Origin of the sequence: Chitinophaga sp. (genome assembly GCF_019236475.1) — a bacterium.
GTDB lineage: Bacteria > Bacteroidota > Bacteroidia > Chitinophagales > Chitinophagaceae > Chitinophaga.
In genome coordinates, this window is the sequence record NZ_JAFAIX010000004.1 from 159351 (window position 1) to 182863 (window position 23513).

Consider the following 23513-nt stretch of genomic DNA (forward strand, 5'->3'; position numbering starts at 1 on the left):
ACTTTAAGTAGGTTGTTGGTTAAATAAAGTAAAGAAGTTTAGAACAGACAATGAACATGAATCTTTGGCGTTTTACGGTGGTAGCCCTTTTATGCGGTAGTGGTTTGGTGCATGCCCAAGAAAAAGGGAATCACTTCCTCAACACATTACATGGCGCATTCCGAGTTAGTATCTGCCAGTATAATGGAACTACTTTATTGTCTGAGCAAGCATTTCAGGATGGTCAATTACATACCGCTGGTAGTGATTGGCGCCTAAAAATAGAGGCTTCTCCAGGTGACAATGGCGTTATGGATGTAACAGCCGTTTGTAAACTGGAACGGGGCAGTGCTACACAGAGCGCCGTTAAATTATCCATTGATTTTGGCCACTGGAGTGATCAGCATTATGTATTGGTACCAGCATCTGTTTATAACGGTAACCGCTATCGCAGCATAGGAAATGGATATAATCCTGATTATCCTCGGGATATGTATTACAATCCTACTGTTCCGTTGACGATTTCCAACAATCCTCGCTTCTCTACCGAAAAAGGTCAACCTTCCACAATAGCTTTACAAACGGGCAATGCGGCCACACCTGCTGTATGTTTTTATGCCCCGGAAGAAAAGAAAGGCTTTATCCTGCTGACCACACAGCAAACAGTTGTAGGGAATAGTGGCATGACCCTCACTGAAAATGCGGCAAAGGACAGTTGCTCCTTGTCCTTGACAGCGCCGGCCATGCGAAAACTAGCCGCCGGCTTCGGCGACTTCCACGCCAGCGGCGATCATGCGCCGGATTGGAAAGTGGGTGATGAGGTCACCTTACATTTCCGCATGTATGTGTTGAATGATGTGGCAGGTATTCCAGGATTGTTACAACGCTTCTTGCAAGTGAGAAAAGACCTGAGTGGTCCTAATGCTCCGAGAAACATATTGCCCATGAGTAAACTGTTGCAAAGCGCTACAGATATATGCAAGGGGAATTTCATAGAAGTAAAAACGGGCGCTTATTATAAGCCAGAAAATAATAATGATTTCCAATTGGGATGGGTGAGTGGTATGATCAATACCTATCCGATGCTGGCCTTGAATGAGGAAAAGGAAAGAATCCGTGTAGGCCGGGAACTGGATTTTATTGTAGAAAAGCTCCAAGGCAAGAGTGGTTATTTCTATGGCGGGATCACTGCGGATGGCGTATTGCGTCCGGAGAAAATGAGCCCTGCATTTCCAGAACCACAGGCGATGGTGAGGAAGAATGGCGATGTGTTATTCTGGATGATGAAACACCTGTTGCTGTTAAAGGCGCAGGGATATAGCCAAATGATTAAACCAGCGTGGGAGACAGCCGCCCGCCGACTAGCAGGTGCTTTTGCAGCTACCTGGACAAAACATGGTGAATTCGGACAATATGTAGCTCCTGCAACAGGAGAGATAGCAGTATATAATTCAACAGCGGGGGCCATTGTTCCAGCAGGTTTGCTGATGGCTTCCCATTATTTCCACGTTAAGGCTTGGACGGAGATAGCTGAAAAAGCGTCCGCCTTTTATTACCTCCGGGATGTAGCGAAACAGGGCCTGACAGGCGGCGATTGTGGGGATATCTCACAGGATGCCAACTCAGAATCGGCTTTTGGTTTTCTAGAGTCGGTGATGGCCATGTACAATTATTCAGGGCAGCAACGCTGGATAAAAATGGCAGAAACACAGGCTGCGCTGTGTGCCACATGGGTACTGTCTTACGACCCTGTTTTCCCCTCCGGGAGCGCTATCCACCAATTGAATAGTCATATGGCCGGTGCTGTATGGGCCAGTATTCAAAATAAGCATGCTGCGCCAGGTATCTGTACTTCCTCTGGAGATGCATTATTCAAACTCTTCAGAGCTACCGGCAATAAATTATATGCGGATCTTATCCGCGATATCCAACATGCACATGCGGAAGCCGTGAATATGCCAGGACACCTGACTACTAATAATCTGATTGGTTCCTCTATGGAGCGTATCCAGCCTAGTGATGCGGAAGGAAAAGAGAGTATCGGTAATTTCATCAATACCCGCAACTCCTGGACAGAAACCGCCGGTATGCTGATGGCATTGGAAATTCCAGGGATCTATATTAACACAGATAAAAAAGAGATCTACACGTTTGATCATGTAACGGCTAAGGTGGAATCGGCAGATCAATCACAAATAATCATCTCTGTTACCAATCCAACATCCTACAATGCATCCGTGTCAATAATGGCGGAAAACAGTCGACAGGCTGGTATTCCATTGGCTTATACGGCATTCCTTAACTGGCCACATGTGGCGGTGAATGCAGGACAAACGGTGAAATTCTTGGTTACCCCTAAAGGTAAAGTCATAGTGCAGTAATTCGGCCCTTATACGGATATTAGGCCGGATGCTGTCAACTATGACATATAAAAACGGGTTGGTTAGTCATTCGTAAAATAGGGGTAGCATGACTACTCTTCAGCATATTGGAAATGGTACTTCTGCCATAAGCGCCCATCACCAAAAATGCATTCTTTTTATTCAATACATATTCCAATAGCTCTGTTTTAACGATGCCTTTCCTTTCTGTAAAATCAACCTGATTATAATGTTCACGCAACCATTCCTTTAATTGGTGTTTTTCTTCCGCAGTGACGGTATGTTCATTGTTTACAGTAATGATGTTAACTGGTTGCTGAGAAAATTGAGGAAAGAGATGTGTGAATTGCTTAATCGCAAGAATAGCAGAGGGGTGTCCATCGTAGGCAAAGATAATTTGTTCAATTCCTTCAAAGCCAACCGGTGTAATAATCACCGGACATGCAGCCTCCATCAATAAATGCTGGACTAATTTTGTAGGAATAGATTCTTGCTGATTTTCAAACGATAATTCAGCATCTATTAGTAGCAAATCTGCATATTTACTTTCTTTAACGATCTCATACAAGGGAATGCCCCTATCGCGGTGAATAATACTGCTTATACCCCTGCTTTCACAGGCAGTTTTGAACAGTTGTATATTTTCTTCACAACATTTTGTTTTAATATCGTGTACCGCCATGTGGGTGGGGGCACCGGCGATCTCCTTTAATTTACTGGAGGCTCTACCCTCATATTCCATGTTCTCTAGGAAAACGCCAGTTAGCTTTGAATGGGTAAGATTACATAAAAAGGTCGCAAAGTCAAGCGCCTGTTCATTTATAGCCATTGCATCTGTTACAAATAAAATCTTTTCCATAAAAGATATGCTTTGTTGTAAAAGTAGTCCACCCGCCGTTTGACAACTATGATAATTGTCAGGGTACTTTGTGATTTTAAGCAAAGGTTTTCATAAAATAGCCTGATAATAATCATGCTGTTTTATGAGGTTGGACAACTGACATGCTGAACAATAAAAGTACCTTTGAAGGGAGATTATTATTGATCCTAAATAACCTTAAATATGTCTTTAATAACTACGGTGACATTCAATCCCGCTATTGATAAAAGTGTAACGGTTTCTGCCCTGGTACCAGAGAAAAAGTTGAAGTGTACCGCTCCGGTATTTGAGCCGGGTGGAGGAGGTGTGAATGTGGCAAGGGCCATTAAGAAACTGGGTGGAGAAGCAACGGCTGTTTATATGGCTGGAGGGTATACAGGGAATTTTTTTAATTCCTTATTAGATGCGGAAGCTGTTCCCTATATGATGGTTCCGATCTCATCCCATACCCGGGAGAATCTGATTGTAATGGATCAATCTACTGGGTTACAGTATCGTTTTGGAATGCCTGGTCCGGTGGTGAGCCTTCAGGAGTTTGATAATTGTCTGGATATTATCCGGCATATCAACACCTCTTGGTTGGTTGTAAGTGGAAGTCTGCCCGCAGATGCGCCACCGGAGATATATAGCACCATTGTTACTATTGCGAAAGAAAGAGGCATCAAATGTATTGTAGATACCTCAGGCGCGGCCCTTAAAGCAGCGGTGGAAGTGGGTGTATATCTGATTAAACCAAATTTGTCGGAGTTAAGTTTCTTGGTGGGAAAGGAATCATTATTGGGTAATGAAGTGGCCATTGCTGCAAAAGAGATCATTGCAACTGGTGGGTGTGAAGTAGTGGTGGTTTCTTTGGGGCCGGCAGGAGCCATGGTGGTTACCGACAAGTTGATACAAACCATCGCGGCGCCGACTGTAAAATGCTGCAGCACAGTGGGGGCTGGTGATTGCATGGTAGCCGGTATCGTAGATAGCCTTGCTCGAGGCAAAGATATAGTTGACGCTGTTCGATATGGTGTGGCCTGTGGAACTGCCGCCACATTGAATCCAGGTACTGCATTGTTTAAATTGGAGGATCTACAGTTATTATACAAGAATATGCGCCTGGCTGATCACCTGCAATATTAAATCTATAGCTATTACAATGGCTGCTATTTTATAGCAAACGTTTTCATTTGAAGGATTTATCTCCGCTCTACCCATTCATTCACCAATTTCCGATAAGTTTCGCCAATAGGTAAGAAGGTACCATCTGCCATTTGGATTTGATTGCCTTCAATCACTTTTATTTTATTCAGTGGAATGATATAAGAGCGGTGGATACGGACAAAATGTTGCTGTGGCAGCTTCTCCAGGATATCTTTCATATTTTCCAGTACCATGATTTTTTCATCAACGGTATGGATGCGGATATAATCCTTCAACCCTTCAATGTACAGGATGGAATCCGGAGAAATTTTATAGTGTTTGCGATCTGCTTTTACAAACAGGAAATGGTTTATGTCTTGTTGTTGAAACGTTTGCTGCCAGCGGTTATACTTCTCAATACTTTGATAGAACCGATTGAAGGTAACCGGTTTCAACAGGAAGTCGATCACATGAAACTGATATGCATCCAGTGCATATTGGGGATAGGCGGATGTGATGATGAAGTTATGCTTTTGATTGAAAAGTTGCATCAATTCTATGCCTGTTAGTTGTGGCATTTGAATATCCAAGAAGATGATATCTACTGTTTCTTTGTGCAATATCTCCATTGCTTTGTACACATCACTATCGGCGTATAGTACGTTGAGCTGAGGAACCTTTGAGGCATAGTCGGCAATTAGTCTCACCGCAAATGGTTCATCATCCAATATGATACAATTTATTCTATTCTTCATTATAGGTTAATTAACAGTTCGGCGGTAAAATATTTTTGATCATTGGTGAGGTGCAATTGATGCTCGTTTGGATAGTGGATTTCTAATCTCCTTTTGAGATTGTCCAGTCCGATTCCTCCTAGTTTATCCTTTTTCTGTGTACCAATTTCATTGGCTATCTTAAAAGTAATCTGTTGTTTATTGGCGGTAAGCCTGATATCTATTGGGTTTTCACTAGAAGTGGTGCCATGTTTCAGGGCATTCTCCACTAATGGCGACAATACATACGGTGGAATTTCGATGTACTCGCTATCCACCTCGCTGATAAAATTAATGAAACCAGTTTCTTGGTGTCGTAGTTGTTCCAGTTCTATATAGGCTTTGATGTAATTGATTTCATCGGATAAATTGATTTTTTCCTTTTGTGACTCATAGGTGGTGAAACGCATTACCTGGCTTAGCTTTTCAATCGCTGGTAAAGATTTATCAGATTGAAAATATACCATGGAATAGATATTGTTGAGGGTATTGAATACGAAATGTGGATTGATCTGTGCTTTCAGGAATTTAATTTCTGTATTCTTATTTTCTTCCAGGATGGCCTTATTGTACTCCAGCAGTCGAATGAAATAAATTCCCCACCAGAGAAAAGAACTGAAAATAATAGGCATACTACTATACTGTAGATTATCGAATAGATAGTTCAGGAAGCTAGGTTGGGTATAATTTATCCTGTTAAATAGAATCTCCGTGATCACCTGCTCTATCAGCCACCGCATGCCCGTAAAAAACAGGTAGGAAACACAAATGCCTGCCAGCAGCCTTTTCCACTGGAATACGGACTTGAAAACCTGCTTCATTACAATCAAATAATGAAAATAGAAGGTGGCAATAAACACCACCACATAAGTCATGTAAAACAGATCAGGTTTGGAAAACTGTGCATACATCGGGTTCTTTACGAAAGTAAAATAGGCCGTTAGTATCCAGAAGATACCATGAATCATCCCTTCCTTTTTCCGTGATAATGTACCCTTGTATTGCATTGAATCCTTTTTTACAAAGTTATTCAATTTCAAAAAGATGTTTAATCGGGTTCGTAGAAAAACGAACGGGGTTTGTCGATAAAAGTGGTGAAAGGCATTTATTCCATAGAGTTTTGTGCCCTACTTAATTCACGACATATGAAGCGAATCACCTTGTTACTGCTGGCATTCTTATATATTTCCCATGTGTTTGGCCAACAATTTTCTATTAAAGCCCAACTTGTCAATCAGCGCAAAGAGCCTATGGCGTTTGTGTATATCGGTTTAATGCAGGATAGCGTTCCGGTTCAGCAAGTGTTGACGGATACCCTTGGCCGTTTCTCCGTGAAAGCCGGAAAAGGCCATTATCGCTTGCTGGTGAAGCAATTTGGAAAAGAGTGCCTGAACAGGGACATTGAACTGGACAAGCATATGGACTTGGGTGTCATCGAAGTACAGGAGGCCACGGAGCTGCAAGGGGTTACTATCGCTTCTCGAAAAAAGCTGGTAGAGCAAAAGGTAGACAGGCTGGTCTTCAACGTGGAGAAAGCCATTATGCCCACTGGTGGTACCGCTTTAGATGCGCTGAAGGCTACTCCCGGCCTCCGGGTACAACAGGAAACGGTGTCTATTGTAGGGAAAGGCGAAGTGTTGGTCATGATTGATGACCGCCTGCAAAGAATGTCGCAGGAAGACCTGACCACTTTCCTGAAATCCATTCCTGCGGATAATATCCAGCGCATAGAAGTGATTACCGCGCCTCCTGCACAATATGACGCAGAGGGCAATAGTGGCCTGATAAACATTAAATTGAAACGCGCCAGGGCAAACTCCTGGGATGCTACCATTGGCGCTACTTATAACCAGAAAACCTACGCCGGTGGCAGCTTACAGGGACTGTTTAATTACAACCGTAATCGTGTCTCCCTACAAATATCATTGAACAAGGGAAAACAACAGCTATTGACCACCACAGACGAAGAGATATTTTATGCGCATGAATTATGGAAACAGCATGTCAGTAACAAATCCCAGAGTGATGTACTGAGTGCAGGAGTGGGGATAGATTATAAGATTTCCGATAAGTGGTCCACAGGTGTAAAGTACCTGGGTAGTTTTACGGATCGCACATCTAATAATCAGCCTTTTACTGCCCGTATTGGGGAAGCCGACAGTTACATTAGCTCCGATGCAAATGCCGCGAATAAACCGGCCATGAATGCGGTTAACTGGCATCATACGATTGCATTGGATTCCCAGGGTAGGAAAGTTAGTGTGGATGTTGATTTTTTCAATTATCGGAAAAAGGATGATCGTTTTTATGCGGGAAATGAGTTGGATCGAAACAAGGTTATTATTCCTGGCAGTTTCTTTGCTGCCAACAATGCAAATAGCAATAAAATTGACAATTTTTCAGGTAAGGTGGATATTTCTCTTCCCTATAAATGGGCGAATATGAATGTGGGAACTAAAGCTTCCTATACCAATACCAATAACGATTTGGTGGTATACGATTATCATACAGGAAATCCTGTTTTGAATACAGATCAGTCCAATATTTTTAATTACAAAGAGTATAATGAGGCCTTCTATTTTTCTGGGAGTAAGAAAATAAATAGTTTTTGGGAGACACAAGTCGGTCTGCGCCTAGAGGCCACTCAAACCAAGGGTTACAGTCAAAATCTGAAACAGACTAACGTGAATGAATATATTAAACTGTTCCCAACCGCTTATCTGACCTATGTGCCGAATGAAAATAACAGTCTATCGCTTAATTACAGTCGCAGGATACGCAGGCCGGATTTCGACTACTTGAATCCTTTCGTAATCCGCACCAGTCCTTATTTTTATTCGGAGGGGAATCCGTTTTTAAAACCATCTTACATTGATAATATTGAGCTGTCTTATGTGAGAAAGCAGCAATGGGTGAATTCCATTTACTATTCGCGTGTAACGGACTTCGGGCAGGAATTATCTATCGTGGATAGTGTTACTAATATCACGCGACAAACCCCATTAAACTACGCCAATACTTACCAGGTAGGATTTTCCACTTATTATAATTTCAATAAATGGGGATGGTGGAATAGCGCTACTGGCTTTAATGTCAACTATCAGCATGTAGGCTCCAAGACAGGTTTTATCCAATCTACAGATGGATATAACGGCTATTGCTATACGAATAATGATTTTACGCTGAATAAAACAAAAACCGTTTTTTTCAGCATCAATTATGCCTTGCAGTTACCTGGGCGTTATCAGATCTTCCAGATTTCCACACTGCATATGCTGGATGTATCCATGAAGTTTTTACTGGCCAATAAAAAGTTGTCTGTTACAGTTACTGGTGAGGATCTGCTGAATGCGCAGCGTCCGTTGATAGCTTATTATTCCAATGGTATTAAGAATACAGTACGCAGTTATGGGGATACAAGAGGATTTCGGATAGCGCTGAGTTACAAGCTGGGAAAGAATTTGGTGGCCTTTAAACAGAGAGATTTCGGTAATGAAGAGGAGCGAAATAGGGCGAATTAGGCTGTGGGATTGAGCCATACGACAAAGTAAATTTGAGCTATACAACAAAATGAAAGTGGAGATCTAACCGGAAATTTGTACTGTAAAAACAAAGCATATGAAAAGTATAAATAAAGGTTACATCAACGGAGCGTTTGTAACACTCCACGGCACAGAAACATTTAATTTGATTAGTCCTACCAATCACGAACAAATTGGTGTGGTGACTTTGGGTGATGAAATAGATGTACAGCAGGCAGTAGCGGCTGCGAAGGAAGCCTTTGCCTCATTTTCCAAATCCAGTATAGCGGCGCGTATTCAGTTGCTAAAGAATTTACAGGATGCTGTTAGTAAAAGAGAAAAGGAGCTGGTAGAAGTGATGATCCAGGAATATGGAGGTACCCGTCAGTTTTGTACCATGAGTACACAATTTGCCATCGCCTCTTTTGGTAATATGATCGAGACATTGGAGGCGTTTGAATTTCAGCGTAAAGCAGGTAATACTTTGGTGCAGTTGACGCCAGTAGGAGTGGTGGGCATTATTACCCCTTGGAATGCCAGCAATAGCTTTATCTGTGGCAAGGTAGGAACGGCCATCGCAGCAGGTTGTACAGTGGTGGTGAAGCCTAGTGAGATGAGTGCTTTACAGACGCAATTATTAGTGGAATGTTTTCATGAAGCAGGTTTACCTAAAGGCTTGTTTAATGTGGTAAACGGCCTGGGAAATATAGTAGGGACCGCCATTACCAATCATCCAGATATTGCTAAAATATCCTTTACCGGTTCTACTGTTACCGGCAAGCTGATTGCTAAATCAGCCGTAGACACCGTAAAACGGGTGACCTTGGAATTAGGGGGCAAATCGCCCAATATTATTTTGGATGATGCTGATTTTGAAAAGGCTATTCCCATGGCGGTATTTGGCGCTTATATGAACAGCGGACAGGCATGTGTGGCGCCTACCCGTTTGCTGGTACCAAAAGCCAAGCTAGCGCAGGTAAACCAGCTCGCCAAGGCGGCTGTGGAACAAGTAGTAGTAGGTAACCCTACGAATGCAGCTACGAATGTAGGCCCAATGGTATCCAACAAACAGTTTGAACGTGTGCAAAGTTATATCCAGATTGGTTTGCAAGAAGGAGCTACTTTGCTGGCTGGTGGCCTCGGCAAACCAGCAGGACTAGAAGATGGCAATTTCGTTAAAGCCACCATATTTACAAATGTTAGCAATGATATGCGCATTGCGCGGGAAGAAATTTTCGGGCCGGTGTTATCGATTATCCCTTACGAAAATGAGGAGGACGCTATTAGCATCGCCAATGATACCACTTATGGACTGGCAGCTTATATCACTTCTTCGGATGAGCGTCGTGCGCTGAGAGTGGCTTCACAAATTGATGCAGGCAGGGTATGTGTGAATGGATTTAAACATGATCCTTTGGCGCCGTTTGGTGGTTTTAAGCAATCGGGCCTTGGACGCGAGTTTGGTGCATACGGACTGGAAGAGTACTTGGAGCCTAAATCCATCCTCCTTTAATTTGCAATGTAATAAGTTTTATATTTACGAACCCTGTCGGCATGCGTAGCGGACAGGGTTTAAATAGAGATAGAGCGTCATATGTCTACCGATACTAACTATATCAATTATGCTTGTTATCACGCTACCTATCGGGAGGGTGAGCAGTTTGTGAGCCATCACAACCTGTTGATGATTCTTTCGGGAGAGATGGAATTGAATGATGGTACGGAGCGGCAGGTGTTGGTGCCGGGAGATTTGGTGCTGGTGAGGAAAAACCAGTTGCTGAAGTACATAAAAAAAGGAACGGCACAAGAAGAGTTCAAATCGATATCTATCAGGTTGGATGACGCATTGCTGCAGCAACTGAGTAAGCAGGAGGCATTTCATTCAGAGGAGAAATTGCATACTGCTGCGTTTATAGCATTACCTGGTGCGCAGCATCTGCGGTATTTCATGGAGTCATTATTGCAGTATAAGGAGTTACTGGAGAATAAAGCCCCTGAACTGTTACAACTAAAGCAACAGGAAGTGCTCATGTTGTTGTTTGCTTATGATAAAAACCTGAAGCGAGTATTGTTTGATTTTTCAGACCCGTACAAAATGAACCTCGAAGAGTTCATGCAGAAAAATTTCCACTTCAATGTAAATCTGGATCGCTTCGCCTATCTGACGGGGCGCAGTCTGGCTACGTTTAAGCGGGATTTTCAAAAGATCTTTCAAACTTCCCCACGTAACTGGTTGCAGCATCGGCGGTTGCAGGAAGCTTATTTCCTTATCACGCAAAAGCATCAACGCCCGAATGATATTTATTTGGATCTTGGGTTTGAGGATTTGTCGCATTTTTCATTTGCGTTTAAAAAACAATACGGGCAAGCGCCTACGGAGTTGTTGAAGCGGTAAACGAAGAAAATCCCTGGAAGTGCTTCCAGGGATTAACAACAATAACTTTTTCCAAAGAGGTATTACATTAATTAGAAAGTCTGGATATACCAGTGTTGGTTAGCGCCATTATGATCGTCATACTGGATGATAGCGGCGCCATTAGCTGTTGAGCCTCCATTAACATCCAACACTTTCTGACTGTATCTGTTTTTAATAGTATAGGTACCATCCGTATTGGCCGTTACCTGCCATTCCTGGTCATAGGTTTCCTGCCATGTGTACTGTATCATTTGTTGTCCATTGGCTGTAGAGAAGCCGGGATCAGCCAATGCTTTACCACTATTTACACTTGTGATGCGATAGAATCCGTTGTTCAGATAGGTGAATGTCCATTGTTGATTGGTACCCCAACCCCAGACCCACTGTTGGATGAGAGCGCCATCACTTGTAGAAGACGCGGGTACATCTATCACCTTTCCGGATGATGCACTGGTTATTTTATAGTTGCCGTTAGGGATGGGATTTGTTCCATTACCAGCGCTATACAGAAATTTGATGGCGGTGACATCATTCGCGTTGAATGGCCGGTTTGTTGTTGTGCCTATGCAGGCCAGCATCCAGCTATTAGGGTCCTCTGTGGTGGGCGTACCAGGTATAGCAATTGCACCAATACTGCCAGCACCTTCGTTGTTGTTAACTGGATCCACCCAATTGCAACTATAGGCACGATTGAAGTAATCTGTATGCCTGAAACCAATAGCATGTCCTAGTTCATGCGCGATCACGGAGGTCAGGAAACCCTGGTCCGGATTTGCACCCATCGCATTGGCGTCAGAGTTAAGATAAATCAGGTTATATGGATTACCATTTGCGTCCGGAAATCCTGATTGTCCCCAACTATTTGCACCCAGACTGGCATACTGGATGGCAATATCAGCGCCACTGGATACGCGCTGCAAGGTTAACATGAGTCCTAATGCATTATATCGAGCGATGGCGGCATCTGTAGCAGTGGTATATGCCGCAGGCAGACCAGATATAGAGATCGTGATAGTGCGTGGCAGACTTCTTACCAGATTTTGCGTCATGTACTGCTCTGTCTTGGCGATCAGTAAAGCTGGTGAATTGGTTTTGGCTTTCTTCAGGTCCAGATCAGAGAGGAAGATATCGCCTTCCACTATATAGCCACCTGCAACACGTTTAACCTCATGTGTACTAAAGCCCAGTCTCTTAACGCTGGCTAAGTCCTCCTGGGAAACTTTTTCCGGTGTTTTAGCTATTTGATTATCTTTTTGGCAAGATTGGCCTATCAGTAAGGTCAATAGTATAATTATACAGAATAGGGGACGTAATTTCATTTGCTTGGGTTTGGGTCGATAAATAAGGTTTAAGGATGGATGAAAGTTATTGTTGCAGCGAAATTAGGATGGGGGAGTGCAAGAATAAGACAGTCCCCACTCATCCCTCTCCCCACTATAATTTCTCCCAATTAATATTAAATTTACCGTTGCATCAGGAAATGGGAGCTGATGGTACTATATTAATGAACGACCAGGACTTACTGCAACAACTAGCCCTCGGCAACCGGGAGGCATTTACAACGATATACCAGCAATATCACGGCGGGATCTATAACTATTTGCTGAAATTTACCAAGAACCCGGCTTTCACGGAGGACCTGGTACATGATGTATTCCTTAAAATATGGGAAGTAAGGTCTCAGTTGGATATTAAAAAATCCTTTGATGCCTATCTTTACCGCCTAGCCCGGAATACCGCCCTTACACAACTGAACCGCATCTCCCTATACGATACTATTCGCGATGAAATCATGCATCGCCTTTCTACGGGCATGAACGACCAGTCGCTCATGAATGCGGTGGAAGCCAAACAATACGAAGAACTACTGCAAAAAGCGATCGACAGCCTGCCGCCCCAACGTCGGGAGGCGTTTATCCTTTGTCGCCAACAGGGCATGAGCTATGAGGAAGCGGCTGCACAGATGAATATTTCCCGTAATACATTTAAACAGCACCTGTCACTGGCCGTAAAGTCCATCCGGGACTACCTCCTGGAGCATGGTAGCATCTCCTTATTGGTACTATTGGTATCCCTGAAATAAAAAATTTCAGATTTTTTTTCGATTCATCCACCCATTTGATTTATTCGTTAGTCTTATTATTATGGAGCCAAATAATTTTCCTGTTAAAGACCTGCTTCAAAAGTTCCTGGACGGTACCATTACGGAGACCGAAAGCGAAGCTTTGTTTGCATGGCTGAAGGAAAATCCTGCTGAAAACAATCCGGAGGTGGAACAGGTGCTGGAGAAAAATTACCAACGCGCTTTTGAAGAGCAACCTGCCCTGACGCCAGCCGCTGGTAACCGTATTCTCCACCGATTGCTAGACAGCACGGCTGCCCCGGTAATGCCTATACGTCGCAGATGGCTGCCATATGCCGCTGCTGCTGCGATATTGCTACTGGCTACTACGGCTACGCTGATAATACGTCATCCTAAGAAAGTGACGCCTATGGCGGTGAATATTACCAAGTCTGTTAAACCAGGAAACCATGCCTATCTAACTTTGGCAGATGGGAAACAAATTCAGCTCGACAGTGCCTATGGTAATATTGTGCAGCATCAAGGCCTGGAAGTAGATAATAATAAAGGTGAACTGGACTATAAAGGGAAAGCAGGAAATGTAGAACTGCATACCTTATCAACACCTAAAGGCGGCCAATACAGATTGATGCTGCCAGATGGTACTGCGGTATGGCTGAACGCCGAATCCAGTATCACTTTCCCGACGGCCTTCAATGGGAAATTCAGAGAGGTGAAAATGACCGGTGAAGTTTACTTTGATGTGAAACAGGCCGCCAACCATCCATTTATGGTCACCATCAATGATAAAACCACCGTGGAAGTACTAGGTACAGCCTTTAACGTGAATGCATATACGGACGAACCAACTATTCGTACCACATTAATACAAGGGAGTGTCAGGATGATCCATGACAAAGCTTCCAACGTGCTGCAGCCCGGACAACAGGGCGTTATCAGCCATGATCAATTGAATGTGAACAGTAATGTAGATATAGAAATGGTGGTTGCCTGGAAAGAAGGTTTGTTCCGCTTTGATCGTACGCCTGTAGATATCGTACTCCGGCAGCTTTCTCGCTGGTACGACGTAGATGTGGTGTATGAAAAGAATGTACCAAGTATCCTTTTCAGTGGCGAAATTAAACGAGACCTTGACCTGAACCAAGCCCTGACAGTGCTGAGCACCATGGGGGTTCATTACAAAATCGACGGTAGGAAACTGGTTATTATGCCATAACCGTTCATGCTATAAACCAACTAAACTTGAATTTTTGGACATATGGAAAATGTCCGGTAGAAAAGCTGTGAAGCACATGGCGGAGCCATGCTAAAAAAGATCATAACAGGGGCTATACCTGCTATTCCAATCATCTGATTACAAGCGATTCGGATAAAAGCTGTGAAGCTATTGGGAAAGCTATACCCATACTGAAACCAATTATTTTAATCAACCAGAATTATTATGATTCCAACATCAAGTATTCGCAAACGGTCCACTGAACAGCGTAACCTATTCCGCAGGTTGACCGTTGTGCTGCTGATGGTAGGCTGTCTCTCTATTTCCCTGGCGACAGCGGCACAAACTATCACCTACAGCAGTAAAAAAGCTACGCTGCAACAGGTGTTTACAGAAATCAAAAAGCAGGTCAACTATGTCGTGATATTCAATCCGGATTTAATTGATGTATCTGTATCCGTTTCAGTAAATGCCAAAAACCAGCCATTAGAAGCTTTCCTGAAGACTATCTTCTCGGGAATGCCGGTGAAGTACAATATCGTGGGTACCACGATTGTGCTGTTCCGGAAATCGGATAGTCCGCAGAAGGCTATGCCCGAAGACAACGCGCCCACGCGCGAAGTCTCGGGTGTAGTATCTGACGAAAAAAATGGTACCCCATTAATTGGTGTGAATGTGGTGGTATCAGGTACTAACAAAGGAACACAAACCAATGAGAAGGGATTATTTACCCTGAAGAATGTGGAGGAAAACGATATCCTGACTTTCTCTTCCATCGGTTTCCAGAAGGTATCTGTACTTGTATCTCGATTGAGAGCACAGTTCGTTGTGAAACTCCCGCCGGCTACCAGCGAACTGGATCAGACGGTGGTACAGGCCTATGGCGTCACCAGCAAGCGTTTGGCTACCGGTAATATCACAAAGGTTACTGCCAAGGATATCGAGAGACAGCCAGTGCTCAACCCACTACTGGCGCTCCAAGGGCGGGCTCCAGGACTCCTGATTACACAAACCAGCGGTTATGCCAATGCCCCTGTAAAAGTGGAAATCAGAGGCCGTAATTCATTGGGCAAAGACTTCCTGGGCGATCCCCTCTATGTGATAGATGGCGTACCTATGACGGTGTTGGATCTTCCTGGCTCTTGGCGCAATAATGGTATTTCCTCCGGATTCGTACAAGGCGGCTTTTCTGCTACTGGCGGCCAAAGCCCACTGTTTAGTATGAACCCTCGCGATATTGAGAGTATTGAAGTGTTGAAAGATGCGGATGCTACGGCTATCTACGGCTCCCGCGCTGCGAATGGCGTGATCCTGATCACTACTAAAAAAGGTAAACCAGGTAAAACCAATTTCTCCCTGGATATCAATCAGGGTTATATCGATGTACCACATCGCCCGCGCATGCTGAATACACAGGAATACCTGCAAATGCGCCGGGAAGCATTTAAGAACGATGGTATTACCCCAAGTCTGGCTACTGCTCCTGATCTCGTGCTCTGGGATTCTACCCGGTATACCGATTGGCAGAAGGAGGTACTGGGAACTGGTAAGCAAACGGTTATCAATACAAGTTTATCTGGTGGGGATGCACATAATACTTTCCGCATCAGTGGTAACTATGGCAAGCAGATGGATGTATTGACCAAAACGGGCGCGAGTCAGCAGGCTACCCTGGGCGCTAACATCGGCCATCGTAGTTTAAACCAGAAACTAATGGTGAACCTGGGAACCATGTTTTCCTATACCCATGTGGATGCCATCAATTCAATGCCCAGTATTTTCCTATTGCCACCAAATGCGCCACCTATCTATAACAGCAAAGGCGAGTTGAACTGGGAGGGATGGAATTACAGCGCAAGCGGAAATGACTTTCCTTTCGGTTACCTGTTGAGGAATAATATTATGGAAACGAATCAATTCAGCAGTAACCTTGCTATTAGCTATGAGCTGCTGAAAGGGCTGACAGTATCTACCTCTGCCGGCTATACGAGTATGAATGGTTCCAGTAATTTGTTCATACCTATCGCTTCCCAGAATCCACTGACTAATCCGATGGGATCCGCCACTTTCGGGAATACGAAAAATACGAACTGGATCATAGAACCACAGATCGCGTATAGTCGATATATCGGAAAAGGAGATCTGAAAGTGCAATTCGGCGGTTCGCTGCAATCCACTATCACAGATGGCATAAACACCTTCGGTTTAGGCTATTCAGATGATAATCTGCTCAGTAGCATTAACAATGCATTGATCCAACAAACGACAGAAAGCTATGCCCGTTATAAATATGCCGGTCTGTTCGGACGTATCAATTATAACTGGAACAATAAATATATCATTAACCTGAATGCCAGAAGAGACGGATCTTCCCGCTTTGCTGCCGGCAGTCAGTATGGCAACTTCGGTTCTGTGGGTATGGCATGGAATGCCTCCGAAGAACCTTGGATGAAAAGCCTGTTACCTAAATGGGTGAGCTTCATGAAACTCCGTACCAGCTATGGTATTACGGGCAGCGATGGTTCTATTGGCGATTATCAATATTTGTCGCAGTGGTCTACCAAGCTTTCCGGTAACCCATTGAATCAGTATGATGGCTTACAGCCAGTGGTACCTATACACGCCGTAAACCAGCAATATCACTGGGAATCGAATAAGAAGTATGAAGCGGCACTCAGCATCAGCTTACTGCAAGATCGTATCAACCTGGAAGGTGCTTACTACATGAACCGCTCCGGCGATCAGGTAACGGGTATCCCTACACCGAGATATACCGGCTTTCCCTCCATCGTGGGTAACTGGAATGCAGTGATAGAGAATGCCGGTTGGGAAGGAGATATACGCGCCACGCTGCTGGAGAAAAAAGATTTCAGATGGACGATGACTTTCAATATCTCCGCCAACAGGAATCGCCTCGTATCCTATCCGGGAATTGAAGAATCGCCGTACTATACTACCTATAGAGTAGGGCAGTCGCTTAGCGCTGTGTACCTGTTGCATTACCTGGGTATAGACCCGCAAACAGGTAGGTACAGCTTTGTAGACCATAATAAAGACGGGCAGATTATCTACAATACGAATGTACCTGCCGGTACAGGAAATGATGACCGTTATATCATTAAAGACCTGAATCCTAAATATTATGGCGGTGTGGGTACTTCTCTGACCTATAAAGGATGGAACCTGGATCTGTTCTTCGATTACAAACGTCAGTTGGGAGAAAATCCATACATGATCATACCGGGTGCGTTAAGTAACCTGCCTGTAGCAGCGCTGCACGACCATTGGCAGAAGCCAGGCGATATTGCGTCGTACCCAGGTTATTCCACCAATACTGGTACCTCCGTCAGTTTTTCCGATGCGGAGTATATCAATGCTTCTTATCTGCGACTGCGCACGCTGGCCTTAAGTTATGGCCTGCCAGAAAGTTTACTGAAGAAAATGCATATGACCGCCTGTCGCGCTTTCATCAGGGCACAGAATATTTTCACGATCACCAACTATCCAGGTATGGACCCGGAAATACAGGACCTCTCTAGTGTTCCGCCTTCCAGAACTATTACCGGTGGCTTATCCTTTAACTTCTAAATCCAATGGCTATGCAGAGACTTCAGCGAAATATTGTAATCACTTCCAGCTTAGTACTGCTGGGAATGTTGTGCGCCTGCAAGAAGCTGGTGACAATACCGGATCCGATCAATACTATTTCCACCGGTCAGGTATTCAGTAGTGAAAAACAGGCCAATAGCGCCATGGCAGGTGTTTATAGTAAACTGATCAATGGCTCCGATTTCTTATCAGTTAGCACCATAGGAGAGCGTAGCTTTGCTGCCGGCCTTTCCACCATCTTGGGAGGATTGTCTTCCGATGAATTGTATAACTACCGCGGTACGGCAGAACAATCTTACTACGGCGTAAATACCAATAACCTAACGATCCTTAACAGTGGCCACCCTTGGGAGATATGGTATTCCGCTTATGATGCTATTTATGGCACGAATTCTATCATTGAGGGTATTGCGGCTTCTAAGGCTACCGCGCTAAAAGATAGTGTGCGCAAGGCATTGACAGGAGAAGCAAAGTTCGTACGTGCGTTTAGTTATTTCTACCTGGTGAACTTTTTTGGAGATGTACCACTGGCATTATCGATTGATTTTAACCAGACATCTCGCTTGCCGCGCGCACCACAGGATCAAGTGTACCAGCAGATGCTACAGGATCTGAAAGATGCGGCTGCATCCATGCCAGCCTCTTATCCTACTTCTACAGGAGAGCGCACCAGGCCGAATAAATATGCCGCACTCGCTATGTTGGCCAGGGTATACCTGTATATGGGAGATTATACCAATGCAGCGGCGACGGCTACACAGGTAATAAATAACGGTGCCGACTATACGCTGGAGAGCGATTTAAATAACGTATTCCGCAAAAGTAGTAGGGAAGCCATCTGGCAATTACAGCAGACACTCACGGATTTCTCCATCAAAGATGCCACCCCGGAAGGTTTTATCATGCAGCCGAATATACTGAAAACGGGCATCGCGTCATTTTGCCTCACGCCTGGCTTATTGGCCACCTTCGAGCCCGGGGACCAGCGTCTCCCCAACTGGACAGACAGCACGGACAATTCCGCTGGTACGGGTACTTCACCAGGAATGACCTATTATCCTGGAAAATACAAAATCGGTAAAGCTAACGGCACTCCAGGTATGCCACCGCAAGCCTATTACCTGGTACTGCGTTTGGCAGAAATGTATCTCATTCGCGCGGAAGCTGCGGCCAATGGCGCTGCTGGAGGTATTGGGACGGCTATTGCTGATCTCAATATGATCCGCAACAGGGCAGGATTACCGGCATTGTCGGCTGGACTTAACAAAGAACAAGCACTGGCAGCGGTTGCTAAAGAACGAAGAACGGAACTATTCGGAGAATGGGGGCATCGCTGGTTTGATTTGAAACGTACAAAACAAATGCATGCCGTATTGTCCGTACTGCCACTGAAACAGCCATGGCAGGGAGATTATCAGGCCGTATATCCATTACCGGTACCTGAAATTTCCGCCAACCATTATCTCATCCAAAATACTGGTTACTAAGATGAAAAAACAATATTTCATATATACATGCCTGTTAGCCATCCTACTGATGTCTTGTGGAAAATCGACAGTAATGCCTAAGGATGCTGCTTCGCTGAACATAATGAATGCGATGGTAGGCAGTGAGTTGCTGGCCCCGAATTTCAAGGGTGGTACACCTTACGATTATTACCGTATCCTATACCTGCAATACGCTGATATCAACATGCCGACGCGTCATTATAGCTCCTATAGCGGTGAACAGCCATTGTGGATCTATAATTACCCAGATACGACAGCTAAAGATCAACCCTTGTTGAAATTGAACCTGTCATTGCCGGCAGGTTCCATACATACCCTGTACCTCACTGGTACAGTGACACAACCAGATACGATGTTCGTAGAAGAACATTTGCCGTATCATCCGCTGGGCGACAGTACCACCACTATTCGGTTCATTAACCTGTCGCCGGGCAGCCAGCCGGTGAAAGTAGTGCTGAAAGGTAAGAGCACCCCGGAAGCTGCCAGTATAGCCTATAAGACAATGTCCAACTTCATAACCTATCCTGTGAATGCCTCCAATGATGACTATGTGTTTGAGTTTAGAGATGCTGCCTCGGATGCGGTGATAACTACTTTTACGGCTACAGGAATACACTACCCCGGACCGTCTGTGGTACCGCATCCTTGGTTATCTCGGAGCAAAGCTCTGGTACTGATAGGTACACCAGGAGGTACAGGATCGCAACAGCAGCAAGTGAGGGTGGTAACATATTAACAGAACATTTGAACAATAGTCATGAGTACTATACTGAAAATTGAAAAGCTCTCGCATCGCTATAGCAGTGCATGGGCAATACGGGATATTAACCTGGAAATTACAGAAACAGGGGTAGTAGGCTTGCTGGGCTCTAATGGAGCCGGCAAGTCCACCACCATGAATATCCTCTGCGGAGTACTGAACCAGACGGAGGGGAATGTAATTATCAACGGTATCAGTATGCGGGATCAGCCGGAAGAGGCCAAAAAAGAAATCGGCTTTCTACCGCAGAACCCTCCGGTATACACAGATCTCACGGTGGATGAATACCTCACCTATTGCGCGCAACTACGCAAAATGGAAAAGGGTGTCATTAAAAAAGCGGTGGAAGAAGCCAAAGAACGCTGTGGTATCGGGCATTTCAGCTCCAGACTTATCCGAAACCTCTCTGGTGGTTACCGGCAGCGTGTAGGCATTGCACAGGCGATTATCCATAAGCCCCGCCTCGTTGTAATGGACGAACCTACCAACGGTCTGGATCCTAACCAATTGATAGAGGCGAGGAAACTTATCCGCGAAATAGGCCAGGATCATACCGTACTGTTGTCTTCCCATATACTCAACGAAGTACATCTCTTATGCCGGGAAGTGGTGATGATTGAGGGCGGCAGGGTAATCTTTTCAGATACCATGGATGCCTTTAATAACTACGTACAGCCACACAGTGTGCTGGTGCGTATGGAAAATCCGCCTTCCGTCACAGAACTGATGAAGATTCCAGGCGCCACAAAAGTGGAGTTCCTCAGCGACCGACAGATTCGTATCTACTTCGATGGCGATCAAGATATCACCGAAAGAATCATTACAGCCAGTGTACAGCAAGGATGGAGGCTGCGGGAGATTAACCTCGACAAAGGCCTGCTGGACGATATTTTCAAGCAACTATCTATTCAATCTCTCCAATAATATTCCTACATGAAGATGATATTCAAAATCGCGAGAACAGAATTGCGCAACCTCTTCTATTCTCCGGTAGCATGGTTTCTAACGATTGCCTTTATGGTGCAATGTGGGGTGTACTATACGTCCGCATTATATCCTGTAGCCAAATGGCAGGAAGTGCTGATACAAAATACGCCTAAGTTCAAAGACTTCGGCATGGCCATGACCGCAAGTATTTTCCTGGCGCCAGATGGCATTTTTATGAATGTGCTCCAGAACCTTTACCTGTTCGTACCCTTGCTCACCATGGGTTTAATCAGTCGGGAGATCAACAATGGCACCATCAAATTGCTCTATTCATCGCCGGTGAAAATACGGGAGATCGTATTGGGGAAATACCTGGCAGTGATGATTTATAACATGCTGTTGGTGGGTATTGTGGGCGTTTTCATTGTAACGGGAATGCTCAATATTCGTCATGCGGACCATGGGGTACTACTGTCTGCGCTATTGGGCTTTTATCTCCTCGTATGTGCCTATACCGCCATCGGGTTGTTTATGTCCAGTCTGACTACCTACCAAATCGTATCTGCCATTGGTAGCTTCATCATCATCTTTGTGCTGAGCCGCATTGGTGGCTTATGGCAGAAGTATGACCTGGTAAGGGACTTGACTTATTTCTTGTCGCTCTCCGGCCGTACCTCCAAGATGCTACGCGGGCTCATCACTACCAAAGACCTGATCTATTTCATCCTGATCGTGTATATGTTCGTAGGCTTTACCTTGATCAAACTGAAGGCTGGCCGCGAATCCAAGCCTTGGTATGTGAAAGCCGGCAGATATATACTCGTAGGCGCTTCCGTTTTGGTATTAGGCTATTTCAGCTCTCAGCCAGGATATATCGGCTATTGGGATACTACCGCTACCAACAAGAATACCTTGCATCCTAATACCCAGCAAGTGATCAAAGAAATGAAGGACGCACCGCTGGAAATAACTTTGTATTGCAATCTCTTTGGAGCCGGCGTAGCACGCGGACTCCCAGAAAATCGTAACGATTATCTCTGGAATCTTTGGGAGCCATACCTCCGATTTAAGTCAGATATCAAATTTAATTACGTTTACTATTACGACGTACCAGACCATGATAGCACGCTGTTTATTAACTGGGGCAGAAAGAGTTATAAGGAAATAGCAGAAAAGATGTGTGAAGGGTATGAGATCCGTCCTACTCTCTTTCAACCGGGCCCTGAAGTGCGCAAGCTGATTGATTTGAGTCCGGAAAACTACCGACTGGTCATGCAGTTGAAATACAAGGGTAAAACCACTTTCCTCCGCACATTCGATGATGCTACTTTCTGGCCAGAAGAACAACAAGTGGCTGCAGCTTTCAAACGCGTGCTGCAACCTGTGATGCCGAAGGAATTCTTCCTGACAGGCAACCTGGAACGTGATATCTACAAGAAAGGGGAGAGAGAATACAACTATCACTCTTTGTCGAAAGATAACCGCTATTCCCTGATCAACATAGGATTTGATGCGGATACATTGGGCACATCGCAGGATATCCCGGAAGATGTAGCCACCTTGGTGCTGGCGGATCCTAAGACCGCATTGAGTGATACCACTATGGCTAAGTTAAAGCGTTATATCGATAAGGGCGGTAACCTATTAATCCTGGGAGAGCCTGGCAAACAACAGATCTTGAATCCTTTGCTGTCGCAATTAGGCGTAAAGATGATGGATGGTACACTGATAGAATTGTCCAAAGATGAGATGCCGCATATGGTGAAACCATTTCTCACCAGACAGGCTACTGATTTATCCGGAGAACCGGTGCTGTTATTGCTGAAAGAAGGATTTAAAAAAGGGGAGGATAGCTTGCCTGTGCTGATGCCTGGCGTAACCGGATTGGAATGGGATAACGGTGGCGAATATACGGTAGCGCCGATATTACAAACAGGTACAGATATGGCTTGGTTGAAAGCAGGCACACTAGTTACTGACTCTGTGCCGCCAGTATTCAATCCGGCTGAAGGAGATACTAAAATTCCACGTTATACTACCGCTGTTGCCCTTTCTAGGAAACATCAACAGCATGAGCAACGCATCATTATCAGTGCGGATGCAGATTTCATGAGTAACCTGCGCCAGGGAGGTTCTTTCCTTAGCCAGACCTATTATTCCTGGCTCGACTACGGCAAATTCCCCATCTATACGCCGAAGATCAAACCGGAGGATACATTGTTGACAATCGGTACTACTGGCGCTGGTTTACTCAAAATCGTATATGTGTGGGTGTTACCAGGACTGGTATTACTGCTGGGAACCGTATTGCTGATTAGAAGAAAAAGGAAATAAT

Annotated in this window: 16 protein-coding genes; 12 read left to right on the forward strand and 4 right to left on the reverse strand. The window is 44.6% G+C overall.

What is annotated here, in order from left to right:
* Window positions 1-56: 56 nt before the first annotated feature.
* On the forward strand, window positions 57-2360 hold the full coding sequence (locus tag JO154_RS04755) for a hypothetical protein (RefSeq protein ID WP_291942410.1): 2304 nt from the start codon (window positions 57-59) through the stop codon (window positions 2358-2360).
* Window positions 2361-2394: 34 nt separating this feature from the next.
* Here the strand turns inward: JO154_RS04755 and JO154_RS04760 are convergent, their stop codons facing one another.
* Entirely contained in the window at window positions 2395-3219 is an 825-nt protein-coding gene (locus tag JO154_RS04760) for a universal stress protein (protein ID WP_291942412.1), read from the reverse strand.
* A gap of 204 nt (window positions 3220-3423) precedes the next feature.
* Here JO154_RS04760 and JO154_RS04765 point away from each other — a divergent pair, with 204 nt between their 5' ends.
* On the forward strand, window positions 3424-4365 hold the full coding sequence (locus JO154_RS04765; RefSeq protein WP_291942416.1) for a 1-phosphofructokinase family hexose kinase: 942 nt from the start codon (window positions 3424-3426) through the stop codon (window positions 4363-4365).
* Between the two features lie 56 nt (window positions 4366-4421).
* On the opposite strand, the gene JO154_RS04770 is transcribed toward JO154_RS04765, so the two are convergent.
* Window positions 4422-5120 carry a LytTR family DNA-binding domain-containing protein gene (locus JO154_RS04770; protein WP_291942418.1) on the reverse strand — a complete coding sequence of 233 codons (699 nt, stop codon included), beginning with the start codon at window positions 5118-5120 and terminating at the stop codon, window positions 4422-4424.
* Window positions 5120-6145: a histidine kinase gene (locus tag JO154_RS04775; RefSeq protein WP_291942421.1), complete on the reverse strand. Its 1026-nt coding sequence runs from the start codon at window positions 6143-6145 to the stop codon at window positions 5120-5122. Before JO154_RS04775 ends, JO154_RS04770 begins: the two co-directional genes overlap by 1 nt.
* A gap of 138 nt (window positions 6146-6283) precedes the next feature.
* On the opposite strand from JO154_RS04775, the gene JO154_RS04780 reads away from it, so the two are divergent.
* From JO154_RS04780 to JO154_RS04790, 3 genes are all read left to right on the forward strand, one after another.
* Window positions 6284-8659: a TonB-dependent receptor gene (locus JO154_RS04780; RefSeq protein WP_291942422.1), complete on the forward strand. Its 2376-nt coding sequence runs from the start codon at window positions 6284-6286 to the stop codon at window positions 8657-8659.
* Between the two features lie 97 nt (window positions 8660-8756).
* Window positions 8757-10172, forward strand: coding sequence for an aldehyde dehydrogenase family protein (locus JO154_RS04785; protein WP_291942424.1), 1416 nt, complete (start codon window positions 8757-8759; stop codon window positions 10170-10172).
* Window positions 10173-10253: 81 nt separating this feature from the next.
* Window positions 10254-11054, forward strand: a complete 801-nt coding sequence (locus tag JO154_RS04790; RefSeq protein ID WP_291942426.1) for an AraC family transcriptional regulator — start codon at window positions 10254-10256, stop codon at window positions 11052-11054.
* Between the two features lie 71 nt (window positions 11055-11125).
* Here JO154_RS04790 and JO154_RS04795 read toward each other — a convergent pair whose 3' ends face one another.
* Window positions 11126-12394, reverse strand: a complete 1269-nt coding sequence (locus JO154_RS04795) for a M57 family metalloprotease (RefSeq protein WP_291942428.1) — start codon at window positions 12392-12394, stop codon at window positions 11126-11128.
* Window positions 12395-12543: 149 nt separating this feature from the next.
* Between JO154_RS04795 and JO154_RS04800 the strand changes: the two genes are divergently transcribed.
* The 7 genes from JO154_RS04800 to JO154_RS04830 all read left to right on the forward strand — a co-directional run bounded on the left by JO154_RS04800 (window position 12544) and on the right by JO154_RS04830 (window position 23512).
* Window positions 12544-13158 carry an RNA polymerase sigma factor gene (locus JO154_RS04800; protein ID WP_291942430.1) on the forward strand — a complete coding sequence of 205 codons (615 nt, stop codon included), beginning with the start codon at window positions 12544-12546 and terminating at the stop codon, window positions 13156-13158.
* 61 nt (window positions 13159-13219) lie between these two features.
* Window positions 13220-14374, forward strand: a complete 1155-nt coding sequence (locus tag JO154_RS04805; RefSeq protein WP_291942432.1) for a FecR family protein — start codon at window positions 13220-13222, stop codon at window positions 14372-14374.
* 225 nt (window positions 14375-14599) lie between these two features.
* Complete coding sequence (locus JO154_RS04810; protein WP_291942434.1) at window positions 14600-17962, forward strand: SusC/RagA family TonB-linked outer membrane protein; 3363 nt, start codon at window positions 14600-14602, stop codon at window positions 17960-17962.
* 11 nt (window positions 17963-17973) lie between these two features.
* Window positions 17974-19470, forward strand: coding sequence for a RagB/SusD family nutrient uptake outer membrane protein (locus JO154_RS04815; protein ID WP_291942437.1), 1497 nt, complete (start codon window positions 17974-17976; stop codon window positions 19468-19470).
* 73 nt (window positions 19471-19543) lie between these two features.
* A complete protein-coding gene (locus tag JO154_RS04820; protein ID WP_291942439.1) occupies window positions 19544-20227 on the forward strand; it encodes a hypothetical protein in 684 nt (227 codons plus the stop codon).
* Window positions 20228-20248: 21 nt separating this feature from the next.
* A complete protein-coding gene (locus tag JO154_RS04825) occupies window positions 20249-21175 on the forward strand; it encodes an ABC transporter ATP-binding protein (protein WP_291942440.1) in 927 nt (308 codons plus the stop codon).
* Window positions 21176-21184: 9 nt separating this feature from the next.
* Window positions 21185-23512: a Gldg family protein gene (locus JO154_RS04830; protein ID WP_291942442.1), complete on the forward strand. Its 2328-nt coding sequence runs from the start codon at window positions 21185-21187 to the stop codon at window positions 23510-23512.
* Window position 23513 lies beyond the last annotated feature (1 nt).